Below are 10,856 nucleotides of genomic sequence, written 5' to 3'. Positions count from 1 at the left end.
GTGCGGGGTGCGGGGTGCGGGCTGCGAGGTGCGGGCTGCGGGAGTGCCCGGGCTGCGGGGACGCGCGGGCGGACGTGCGGGGTGCGCGGGGTGCGGGGGTGCGGGGTGCCCGGGGTGCGGGGACGCGCGGGCGGGCGGCGTGTGCGGGGTGCGGGGAGCGCGGGCGCGCGGCGTGTGCGGGGTGCGGGGACGTGCCGGGCGGGTGTGCGGGGTGCCCGGGCTGCGGGGACGCGCGAGCGGCCTGCGCGGGCCGCGGGGTCAGGGGGCTGGGCGGGCGGCGGCGCTGAAGAGGTGTACGGCAAGGTCGGCGAGGGACGTGGCGGTCTGCTCGATCGGTTCACGGGGGAGCACGATGTGGCTGACCACCAGGCGGACGATGGTGTCGGCGGCGAAGGCCAGCGCGGCGTGGTCCGCTCCGGGCAGGTGGTCGCCGGCCCAGTCGATCAGAGCGCCGGACGCCTCGGTGAGCACCACCTCGGCCCGGGTGGTGAGGTACGGCAGTAGCTCGTCCGAGCCGCCCCGGGCGCTGGTCAGGATCGCCTTGATCAGTGGGTTTTCGGCCGCGGTGGTGAGGGTGTGCGCGATAGCCGCGTACGCGCCGGCGCGTACATCGGTGCCGTGGGCGAGCAGAGCGGTCCGGACGGCGCCGACGAACCGGTCCACCTCGGCGCGGGCGAGCGCCTCGGCCAGCCCTGCCTTGCTGCCGAACTCGTTGTAGACGGTCTGTCGGCTCACCCCGGCGGCGTTCGCGACGGCACCCATCCGGACGCCGTCCCATCCGGTCGCGACTGTCAGCGCGCGGGCGGCGTCGACGATGCCGGTCCGGACCGGCGTAGGGCTCCTCTGCTCAATCATGGTGGTCGAAGTGTAGGCCGGCGTGTCGGCCGGACCGGTCGGCGATCGGGCTGGTCGGCTGCCGGTGTCGGGTCACCCGGCGCACCCGGTTCGGGGCCCGGTGTGCCAGATCGGGGGCCTCGGGCTCGGGGGTGCGAGCCGCTCCGGCGTGCCGATCGAGGAAGGTCCTGACGGCGGATGCCGACGATGCCGCGCCCGAGCGCACCGCCCTGACGAGCGGCGCATAGGATGTGCGGTCATGGCACGCGTGCTCACTCCCCGTGCGGAGGATTTCCCCCGCTGGTACCAGGACCTGATCGCCAAGGCGAAGCTGGCCGACAACGGCCCGGTTCGCGGCACCATGGTCATCCGACCGGCCGCCTACGCGATCTGGGAGCGTATGCAGGCGGAGATGGACGCTCGGATCAAGGCGGCGGGTGCGGAGAACGCGTACTTCCCGTTGTTCATCCCCGAGAGCTACCTCAAGCGCGAGGCGCAGCACGTCGAGGGCTTCTCGCCGGAGCTGGCGGTCGTCACCCACGGTGGTGGCAAGCCCCTGGCCGAGCCGGTGGTGGTGCGTCCGACCAGCGAGACGGTCATCGGCGAGTTCATGGCCAAGTGGATCGACTCGTACCGGGACCTGCCGCTGCTGCTCAACCAGTGGGCGAACGTGGTCCGGTGGGAGCTCCGTCCGCGGATCTTCCTGCGTACCAGCGAGTTCCTCTGGCAGGAGGGGCACACCGCGCACGCCACCCGTGAGGACGCCCGGGTGTACGCGCGGCGGATCCTGCACGAGGCGTACGAGGACCTGATGGTCAACGTGATCGGCATTCCGGTGGTGGTCGGCCTGAAGACGACGCGCGAGCGCTTCGCCGGGGCGACGGCCACGTACACCTGCGAAGGCATGATGGGCGACGGCAAGGCGTTGCAGCTGGGCACCAGCCACGAGCTGGGCCAGAACTTCGCCAAGGCGTTCGACATCAGCTACTCCTCCAAGGAGGGCGGCCGGGAGCACGCCTGGACGACCTCCTGGGGCACGTCCACGCGGATGCTCGGCGGCCTGATCATGGCCCACGGCGACGACAACGGCCTGCGCGTGCCGCCGAGGCTCGCGCCGATCCAGGCGTACGTCATGATCGTCAAGGACGGCGACGGCGTCGGCGAGGCGGCGGCCAAGCTGCGCGACGGCCTGCGCGACGCCGGTGTCCGAGTCGCGCTCGACGACCGGACCGACACCCCGTTCGGCCGCCGGGCCGTCGACGCCGAGCTGCGCGGCTATCCGGTACGCGTCGAGGTCGGCCCCCGTGACCTGGCCGTGGGCAACGCGACGGTGGTGCGTCGGACCGACGGCTCGAAGACCCCGACGCCGGTGGCGGACGTGGTCACCGCGGTGCTGGCCGCCCTGGAGACCGACCAGCAGGTGCTGCACGACCAGGCGCTGGCCAACCGCGAGTCCCGCACCGTGGAGGTGGCCACCCTGGCCGAGGCGATCGAGGCTGCCGCGACCGGCTGGGCGCGGGTGCCCTGGTCGGCGATCGGCGTCGCCGGTGAGGCGGAGGCGAACGGCCAGGGCGTCACGGTGCGCTGCCTGTTGCGCGCCGACGGTTCGGTACCGGACTCGGAGGACGAGCCGGATCTCGTCGCCATCCTCGCCCGCGCCTACTGAGGTGCGGCCGGGCAACCCCGTCGACCGGTTCGCGCCGGGTCGGCTGATCATGCATCGGAACGTGCGGCACGGCCGGATCGGATGGGTTCGGCCGGCCCGCGTGGTCAGCGACGACGATCGAGGGTTGCTGGTCTGGATCGCCCGGGACTCGCCGGTGGCCCACGAGGTGACCGAGGCCGGGTTGGGGATGCGGGCGATGCCGTTCGCCGAGTGGATCTCGTCGACGTACCGGTTGGCGGAGGGACGTTGGAACGGCCCGCCGCTGTTGAAGTTCCTGCCCACCGGGGCGGCGCACTCCGTCTGGTGGTTCCGGGACGCCCAGGGCCGGTTCGCCCACTGGTACGTGAACCTCGAGGAGCCCGGTGTCCGCTGGGACGACGGCTCGGTTGCCGGCGTCGACGTGGTGGACCAGGACCTGGACGTGGTGGTGTGGCCGGACCGCAGCTGGGAGTGGAAGGACGAGGGCGAGTTCGTCGAGCGGCTCGCCTTCGGGGCCGACTACTGGGTGACCGACGAGAAGGCGGTCCGCGCCGAGGGGGAGCGGGTGATCGCGCTCGCCGAGGCTGGCGAGTTCCCGTTCGACGGCACCTGGTGTGACTTCGCACCCCCACCAGAGTGGGGCGTACCGGACAAGCTTCCGCCGGGATGGGACCGTCCGCCGGTGCGTTGAGTCGTGTTCCAGGTCACCGACGATGCGGTGTCCGGGTCCGATGCGTGCGATCGGCAGCGGATCTGGCAGAATGGGTCGCTGGTATCCGGCGCGCGTCCGGCGCCCTCTAACCCGGGCACGTCGCCAGTCCACCGAGTAGTCTCCGGCCCAACCCCACGGGTCCGGTCGGCGCTCACCCATGCACACCGCCCGCCTGGGCCGGTGAGATCGCAACAGGAGCGAAACAACTGTGGCCGTAAAGATCCGGCTCCTGCGGATGGGCAAGATCCGCAACCCGCAGTACCGCATCGTCATCGCCGACTCCCGCACCAAGCGTGACGGTCGGGCGATCGAGTTCGTCGGGATTTACCAGCCCAAGGAAGACCCCTCGATCATCGAGGTCAAGTCGGAGCGGGTCCAGTACTGGCTGTCCGTCGGCGCTCAGCCGAGCGAGGCGGTGCAGCGGCTGCTCGAGCTGACCGGTGACTGGCAGAAGTACAAGGGCCTGCCGGCCCCGCCGCCGCTCCTGGTCGCCCCCGAGCGGGCCGACCGCAAGGCGACGTACGAGGCTGAGGCGAAGGCCGCCGCCGGGCTCGCCCCGGAGACCCCGGCCAAGCCGGCCAAGAAGGCCGCCAAGGCTGCCGAGGCTCCGAAGACCGAGGCTCCCGCTGAGGCTCCGGCGGCCGAGGCTCCGGCGGCCGAGGCTCCGAAGACCGAGGCTCCGGCCGAGGCGCCGGCCGCTGCCGACGCCGGTGAGCAGGCCTGACATGCCACTGCGTCCGGCGTTGGAGCACCTGGTCAAGGGCATCGTCGACCACCCGGACGACGTCCGGGTGCGGCTTGTCGATTCCCGTCGGGGCAAGCGGCTCGAAGTCCGCGTGCACCCCGAGGACCTTGGCACTGTGATCGGGCGGTCCGGCCGGACCGCCAAGGCGCTGCGCCAGGTGATCGGCTCCATCGGCGGGCGCGGGGTTCGCGTCGACATCGTCGACTCGTACTGATGCAGCTCGTCGTCGGCAGGATCGGCAAGCCGCACGGTGTCCGCGGTGAGGTCACCGTGGAAGTGCGGACCGACGAGCCCGAGGCACGGTTCGCCCCCGGCACAGTGCTGCGCACTGAGCCGGGGGCGACACCCCCGCCTGCGCGCAGCACCGAGCCGGGGGCGACGCCTGCGGACGGGCCCGGGGTGCCGTTCCGGGTTCCCGCAGAGCTGACCATCGAGGAATCCCGCTTCCACCAGGGTCGGGTGCTGATCGCGTTCGAGGGCATCCCGGACCGCAACACCGCCGAGGCTCTGCGCGGGACGCTGCTCGTGGTGGACAGCGCCGACGTGACCCCACCGGACGACCCGGAGGAGTTCCACGACCACCAGTTGGTCGGGTTGGCTGTGGTGACCCCGGCCGGCGAACACCTGGGCGAGGTCGCCCGCATCGACCACGCGCCCTCGTCCGACCTGCTGGTGCTGCGGCGCCCCGAGGGGCGTACCGCGTTGATCCCGTTCGTCCGGGCGATCGTTCCGGAGGTCGACCTGGCCGGCGGACGTGTGATCGTCGACCCGCCAGCCGGACTGCTCGACCTTTAGGACCAGCCCGCATGCGCGTCGACGTCGTGTCGATCTTTCCGGAGTACTTCGCCCCGCTGGACCTGTCGCTGATCGGGCGGGCGCGGGCCAACGGCGTACTCCAACTCGCCGTGCACGACCTGCGGACCTGGACCCACGACGTGCACCGCACCGTCGACGACACCCCCTACGGTGGCGGGCCGGGAATGGTCATGCGCCCCGAGCCGTGGGGTGAGGCACTGGACGCCCTCGCGCCGATCGACGCCCCACCGCCAAGGCTGCTGGTGCCGTCGCCGGCCGGTGCCCCCTTCACCCAGGCCATGGCGTACGAGTTGGCGGCCGAGTCGCATCTGCTCTTCGCCTGCGGCCGCTACGAGGGGATCGACCAGCGGGTCCTGGCGCACGCCGCCACTCGGATGCCGGTCACCGAGGTGTCGCTCGGTGACTACGTGCTCTTCGGCGGCGAGGTCGCGGTCCTGGTGATGTTGGAGGCGGTCACCCGGCTGCTGCCGGGGGTGCTGGGCAACGCGGGCTCGTTGGACGAGGAGTCGCACGCGCACGGGCTGCTGGAGGCGCCGATCTACACCAAGCCGCCGAGTTGGCGTGGGCACGACGTGCCGGAGGTGCTCCGCTCCGGTGACCACGGCAAGATCGCCCGCTGGCGGCGCGAGGAGGGTCTGCTGCGCACGGCCGCCCGCCGGCCGGACCTGCTGGCCGCGTTGCCGGCCGATCGGCTCGACAAACGGGACATCGCGGCCCTGGACCAGGCCGGATTTCAACCTCCGCCGGGGGATGTGGCAAAGTAGGGGGGTTGCCGCATCCGTCCGCGCCCGCGGTCGGCTGCGAGGATCCCCGACCGGGGTCGGTCCGCCGATCACCACCCGGGAATCAGAATCACCCACCCGCGCACCGAGTGACGGTGCGCCGTGAGCCTTACGAGGACGCAGCGATGAACATCCTGGACGCCCTTGACGCCCAGTCGAAGCGGACCGACCTTCCCGACTTCCGGGCCGGTGACACCGTCAAGGTGCACGCCCGCGTCGTCGAGGGCAACCGGTCCCGTGTCCAGATCTTCCAGGGCGTCGTGATCCGCCGCCAGGGTGACGGTCTGCGCGAGACCTTCTCGGTCCGCAAGGTCAGCTTCGGTGTCGGCGTCGAGCGGACCTACCCGCTCAACGGCCCGGGCATCGACCGGATCGAGGTCGTGACCCGCGGTGACGTGCGTCGCGCCAAGCTCTACTACCTGCGCGAGCTGCGCGGCAAGAAGGCCAAGATCAAGGAGAAGCGGGAGAAGCAGCCCAGCTGACTTCCCGCTCGCCACGCCGCCCGAGCTGCGCGTATGCCGTACTGACCAGAGCGCATTACCCTGGTCGATACGGGCGCAGCGAGGCGGCGGTCCCGCCCAGGTGGCGGGTAGTTGTCCACTACCGCCCGTGGAGCCTCGACGAGGCTCCCGGGCGGTGGTGTTTTCTGCGGACCGGGGAGTGGCGTGGTGCAGACGCTTGACGAGGACGGCACCGTCGATCCGTGGCGCCGACGGGCTCGCCGCACCCGCCGGCAGATGCCTCTCTGGCAGGAGTTGCCGCTGCTGCTGGTGGTCGCGTTCTGCCTCGCGGTGCTGATCCGCACCTTCCTGCTCCAGGCGTTCTTCATTCCGTCCGGCTCGATGGAGGACACCCTCCTCGTCGGTGACCGGGTGCTGGTCAACAAGGTCGTCTACGACGTTCGTGACCCGCTGCGCGGCGAGGTGGTGGTCTTCCGGGGCACCGACCGCTGGGCGCCGCAGGTCGACGAGCAGCCGAAGCCCGGCGTCGGCGGCCGGCTCGCCCGTACCGTCGGCGACCTGGTCGGGGTGAGCCGCCCCGGCGAGAAGGACTTCATCAAGCGGGTGATCGGTCTCCCCGGCGACCGGGTCAAGTGCTGCGACAGCCAGGGCCGGGTGACAGTCAACGGCATCCCGCTCAACGAGTCGTACGTCCTGCGGGACTCACCCCTGGACCTGCCACCCAACCCGGCGGAGTGTCGCTCCCGGCGCTTCGACGAGATCGTCGTGCCACCCGGTCAGATCTTCGTGATGGGTGACCACCGCGAGGTCTCCCAGGACGCGCGTTGCCAGGGGCCGGTGCCGATCGACAACGTGGTCGGCCGGGCCTTCATGGTGGTCTGGCCGTCGTCGCGGTGGAGCGCGCTGTCGGTGCCGTCGACGTTCGAGGACGTCTCCGGGCCGGCCACGGCGTCCCCCGCTGCGCCTCCGGCGCGACCGACCCCGCAGGGCGGTGTGCTGCTGATGCTTCCGTTGGCAGCCGCGCTACGGGGTTCCCGCGCGTTCCGGACGGTGGCGTCCAGCCGGGCAACGTAGGCTCCTTGGCGTGATTGACGAGCAGACCGACAAGCCGCGCAGCTCCTTCTGGAAGGAGCTGCCGATCCTGCTGGGTGTGGCGATCCTGGTCGCGGTGCTGGTCCGCGCCTTCGTGCTGCAGACCTTCTTCATCCCATCCCCGTCCATGGAAAACACTCTCAAGATCGATGACCGGGTGCTGGTCAACAAGCTTGTCTACGACTTCCGGTCACCGCACCGCGGCGAGGTGATCGTGTTCAAGGCTCCGACCGCGTGGAGCGGCAACCCCGATGGTGAGGACTTCATCAAGCGGGTGATCGGCATCCCCGGCGACCACGTGGTCTGCTGCGACCCCGAGGAACGGCTGATGATCAACGGCAAGTCGCTGGACGAGCCGTACATCTTCTCCATGGACGGGATTCGCGACAAGGCCGCCGACCAGGAGTTCGACATCACCGTGCCGGAGGGCCGGCTGTGGGTGATGGGCGACCACCGGTCGGCCTCCGGCGACTCGCTGGAGCACTGGCAGCAGTCCGGGCAGAACATCACCGAGGCCACCATCCCCGAGGACGACGTGGTCGGGCGGGCGTTCACCGTCTTCTGGCCGGTCAACCGGGCCACCTGGCTGACGGTGCCCGACGGGTTCGACGGCATTCCCAAGCCGTAGGCCGACGGGGCGTGGGCGATCCGTCGTCGGTCTGGCAGGCTGGTGCGGTGACCGTGAGCGCGAGGAGTGAGCCTGCGAGCCCCGCAGGCGCGAGCAGTGGCGACCGTGCCTACACCCCTCGACGCGCGGCTCGCGTGCTGCTCGTCGACGCGGCCGGCCGGGTCCTGCTGTTCGAGGGCTTCGACCCGGCCCGACCCGGGCACCGCTACTGGTTCACTCCCGGCGGCGGGCTCGATCCGTCGGAGTCCCCGGCGGCGGGCGCGGCCCGGGAGTTGGCCGAGGAGACCGGCCTGCGGCTCGACCCGGCCCAGTTGGGCGAGCCGGTCTGGTCCGACGCGACCGAGTTCTCCTTCGACGGCATCTGGTACCGCCAGGAGCAGGATTTCTTCCTCTTCCGGGTGGACTCCTGGCGGGTGGACACCACGGGCTTCAACGACATCGAGCGACGCAGCATCGCCGACCACCGCTGGTGGGTTCCGGCTGAGCTGGCGGCCAGCGGCGACCGGTTCTACCCGCCCGAACTGCCCGCCCTGCTGACCCGACTGGGGCAGTCGAGCACCGCCGGCCGGGGCGAGGCGTCGTGCTGACCCCGCCGCGCACAGTGGTGCGCCGCGAGGCGGGCCTGTACGCCCTGGAGCGGGCGTTGCAGCGCCGTGGCTTCCGGCACGTCGCCGGCGCCGACGAGGCGGGCCGCGGGGCGTGCGCCGGTCCGCTGGTCGCCGCCGCTGCGGTGCTGCCCGAGGGGCGGCGCGGCGAGATCGAGGGGCTGGCCGACTCGAAGCTGCTCACCCCGGCCAGCCGGGAACGGGTGTACGCGGAGGTCGTGGACAGGGCGCTCGCGTACGCCGTGGTGGTCATCCCGGCCGAGGAGGTCGACGCCCGGGGTCTGCACGTGTGCAACCTGGCCGCGATGCGCCGGGCGCTCGCCTCGCTCACCACCCGCCCGGAGTACGTGCTGACCGACGGGTTCGGCGTGGACGGCCTGGGTGTGCCCGGGTTGGCGGTGTGGAAGGGCGACCGGGTGGCCGCGTGTGTGGCGGCTGCCAGTGTGCTGGCCAAGGTCACCCGGGACCGGCTCATGGTGGAGTTGGACGGGGTGTTCCCGGCGTACGGCTTCGCCGAGCACAAGGGCTACATCACCCCGGAGCATTCGGCGGCGCTGCGGGAGCACGGGCCGTGCCGGGAGCACCGGTTCTCGTACGTCAATGTCGCCGCGGTCTCCGGTCGCGACGGCCGGCCGCCGCGCGCCCGACGGCCCGGCGGTCACGGCCTGGATGAGCCGATGGAGCGCTCGTGGGCGTCAGGGGGTACCGTCGGCGTGGCGTTGGGCGAGCAGCCTCGGCCTCCGACGCCGGTGGGGGAAGATGTGGCCATGGAAGGCGGAGTGCGATGAGCGCGGAAGATCTCGAGAAGTACGAGACCGAGATGGAGCTGCAGCTCTACCGGGAGTACCGCGACATTGTCCGCCAATTCTCCTACGTGGTGGAGACGGAGCGTCGGTTCTACCTGGCCAACCAGGTCGACCTGCACGTGCGTAACTCCGACGGCGAGGTCTACTTCGAGGTCGAGATGCACGACGCCTGGGTGTGGGACATGTACCGTCCCGCCCGCTTCGTGAAGAACGTCCGGGTGATGACCTTCAAGGACGTCAACGTCGAGGAGCTGGAGAAGCCCGACATCTCACTGCCCGCCGACTCCGGCTTCGGCGGCTGAGCGCACCCGAGCCGCCGGGCAGTGCCACGGGCCCCCCACCCGTGGCGTGACACCCGCCGCCGATCACTCGGCCGGCACCACGACCTCGACCCGCTGCACCATGTTGTTGGCGAAGCCGCCACGATTCCATTGTTGCTCGACCGACTGGGTTCGCCCGGACGCGTCGGTAGCCCGCGCGCCGAGCACGTACCGGCCGGGGGTGGCGACCCACTCGTGCCGCCAGCGCCGCCAGGCGAAGTCCCCCGCGTCCGTCGGGTCCAGTTCGGCCGGCGTCCAGCTCTGGCCCCCGTCGGTGGTCACCTCCACGGCGACCACCGGAGCGTGCCCCGACCAGGCCCGACCATCCAGCGTGCACGGGCCCTGTCGCAGCACTCGACGGCGGGACATGAAGTCGGGGAAGCCGGGCGGGCGGACCAGCGCCCGCGGCTCGATCCGGGTCACCGGCACGCCCGGGTCGTCGGCGTCGCGGCGTACCCGGTAGGCCACCGCGTTCTGGTACCCCTCGAACGGCTCGGTCCGCAGCTCGATCGAGTGGACCCACTTCACGTGCGCCATGCCGTACCAGCCCGGCACGATCAGCCGCAGCGGCGCGCCGTGCTGCGGCAGCAGGGGAGCGCCGTTCATCTCGTACGCCAGCAGCACCTCCTCGCGCAGCGCGTCGGCGACCGGAAGCGCCCGCTGGTAGTCCTGCTCGATTCCGCGCTCCACGCCGTGATCGGCGCCGGTGAAGACGACGTCCACCGCGTCCGGGTCGACGCCCGCCTCGCGCAGCAGCGGAGCGAGGGGGGTGCCGGTCCACTCGGCGTTGCCGACCGCCTCGACAAGCCACGGCTGGCTGACCGGCCGGGGGTGCAGAAGGGCCCGCCCGTTGCCGGCGCACTCCAGTGTCACCTGCCGGGTGACGCGGGGCCGCTCGCGCAGGTCGGCGAGGGTGAGCGTCAACGGACGGTCCACAGCGCCGCCGATGGTCAACGTGTGCGTCGCCGGGTCGAGTTCCGGGATGTCGTAGTGGATCAACAGGTAGTGCAACCCGGCCGGTGTGACGTCGTAGCGCAGCGCCTCCAACGGGATGCCGTGGTTGCGGGCCGCGAGCTGCAACTCCTCGGCGCTGATCGTCTCGTCCGGCTCCGCGAGCCGGGACGGGCCGCTGACGTCGGCCACGGTGGGCCCGGTGGAGGACGGCGTCCGGTCATCGAGAGTGGTCATGCGGCCTCCCCTGCACAGACGGCGGCACCCGCCGTACGCGGCCCAGCCTAGGCCCTCCGTGGCGGCCCGAAAACGGCACCGGAGGTACGGCGGCGTTCGCGCGACGGCCGTGGACAGCGTCCCGCCGTTCCCGGCATAGCAGATCATCGAGGGCATCGGGTGGTCGTCCACAGCACCTCCGGTTGTCCACAGCCCCGTCGGCAGGGCCGGCGGACGACCCCG

The 10,856-nt window shown here is 71.7% G+C and carries 14 protein-coding genes; 12 read left to right on the top strand and 2 right to left on the bottom strand.

Annotated features, from left to right (window positions below; genetic code table 11):
* Positions 1–258: 258 nt before the first annotated feature.
* On the bottom strand, positions 259–855 hold the full coding sequence (locus NIE111_RS25690) for a TetR/AcrR family transcriptional regulator (RefSeq protein ID WP_238686892.1): 597 nt from the start codon (positions 853–855) through the stop codon (positions 259–261).
* 238 nt (positions 856–1,093) lie between these two features.
* Between NIE111_RS25690 and proS the strand changes: the two genes are divergently transcribed.
* The 12 genes from proS to NIE111_RS25630 all read left to right on the top strand — a co-directional run bounded on the left by proS (position 1,094) and on the right by NIE111_RS25630 (position 9,428).
* Complete coding sequence (gene proS, locus NIE111_RS25685) at positions 1,094–2,500, top strand: proline--tRNA ligase (protein ID WP_238686891.1); 1,407 nt, start codon at positions 1,094–1,096, stop codon at positions 2,498–2,500.
* A 49-nt stretch (positions 2,501–2,549) separates the two neighbouring features.
* Complete coding sequence (locus tag NIE111_RS25680; RefSeq protein WP_238686890.1) at positions 2,550–3,170, top strand: ribonuclease FAU-1 family protein; 621 nt, start codon at positions 2,550–2,552, stop codon at positions 3,168–3,170.
* A gap of 229 nt (positions 3,171–3,399) precedes the next feature.
* Complete coding sequence (gene rpsP / locus NIE111_RS25675) at positions 3,400–3,915, top strand: 30S ribosomal protein S16 (RefSeq protein ID WP_238686889.1); 516 nt, start codon at positions 3,400–3,402, stop codon at positions 3,913–3,915.
* Positions 3,890–4,150 carry an RNA-binding protein gene (locus NIE111_RS25670; protein WP_186718042.1) on the top strand — a complete coding sequence of 87 codons (261 nt, stop codon included), beginning with the start codon at positions 3,890–3,892 and terminating at the stop codon, positions 4,148–4,150. Before rpsP ends, NIE111_RS25670 begins: the two co-directional genes overlap by 26 nt.
* Positions 4,150–4,731, top strand: coding sequence for a ribosome maturation factor RimM (gene rimM / locus NIE111_RS25665; RefSeq protein WP_238686888.1), 582 nt, complete (start codon positions 4,150–4,152; stop codon positions 4,729–4,731). Before NIE111_RS25670 ends, rimM begins: the two co-directional genes overlap by 1 nt.
* An 11-nt stretch (positions 4,732–4,742) precedes the next feature.
* Positions 4,743–5,516: a tRNA (guanosine(37)-N1)-methyltransferase TrmD gene (gene trmD / locus NIE111_RS25660; RefSeq protein WP_238686887.1), complete on the top strand. Its 774-nt coding sequence runs from the start codon at positions 4,743–4,745 to the stop codon at positions 5,514–5,516.
* 143 nt (positions 5,517–5,659) lie between these two features.
* Positions 5,660–6,016, top strand: a complete 357-nt coding sequence (gene rplS / locus NIE111_RS25655) for a 50S ribosomal protein L19 (RefSeq protein ID WP_030335223.1) — start codon at positions 5,660–5,662, stop codon at positions 6,014–6,016.
* Positions 6,017–6,199: 183 nt separating this feature from the next.
* Positions 6,200–7,069: a signal peptidase I gene (lepB, locus tag NIE111_RS25650; protein WP_238686886.1), complete on the top strand. Its 870-nt coding sequence runs from the start codon at positions 6,200–6,202 to the stop codon at positions 7,067–7,069.
* Positions 7,070–7,079: 10 nt separating this feature from the next.
* The gene (lepB, locus tag NIE111_RS25645; protein ID WP_238686885.1) at positions 7,080–7,715 is read left to right on the top strand and encodes a signal peptidase I; all 636 of its coding nucleotides are present in this window, start codon (positions 7,080–7,082) and stop codon (positions 7,713–7,715) included.
* Between the two features lie 53 nt (positions 7,716–7,768).
* Positions 7,769–8,302 carry an NUDIX hydrolase gene (locus tag NIE111_RS25640; protein ID WP_308193748.1) on the top strand — a complete coding sequence of 178 codons (534 nt, stop codon included), beginning with the start codon at positions 7,769–7,771 and terminating at the stop codon, positions 8,300–8,302.
* Positions 8,296–9,108, top strand: coding sequence for a ribonuclease HII (locus NIE111_RS25635; protein ID WP_238686884.1), 813 nt, complete (start codon positions 8,296–8,298; stop codon positions 9,106–9,108). The genes NIE111_RS25640 and NIE111_RS25635 overlap by 7 nt, the downstream gene beginning before the upstream one ends.
* Positions 9,105–9,428, top strand: a complete 324-nt coding sequence (locus tag NIE111_RS25630) for a DUF2469 domain-containing protein (protein ID WP_007075222.1) — start codon at positions 9,105–9,107, stop codon at positions 9,426–9,428. The genes NIE111_RS25635 and NIE111_RS25630 overlap by 4 nt, the downstream gene beginning before the upstream one ends.
* A 63-nt stretch (positions 9,429–9,491) precedes the next feature.
* On the opposite strand, the gene NIE111_RS25625 is transcribed toward NIE111_RS25630, so the two are convergent.
* Positions 9,492–10,634 (bottom strand): sulfite oxidase, encoded by a 1,143-nt coding sequence (locus tag NIE111_RS25625; protein WP_238686883.1) that lies wholly within the window; start codon positions 10,632–10,634, stop codon positions 9,492–9,494.
* Positions 10,635–10,856: the final 222 nt, after the last annotated feature.

This window comes from Micromonospora hortensis (assembly GCF_022230935.1).
Taxonomy (GTDB): domain Bacteria; phylum Actinomycetota; class Actinomycetes; order Mycobacteriales; family Micromonosporaceae; genus Micromonospora; species Micromonospora hortensis.
The sequence above is the reverse complement of the archived record's forward strand: the minus strand, read 5'-3'. Positions and strand labels throughout refer to the sequence as shown.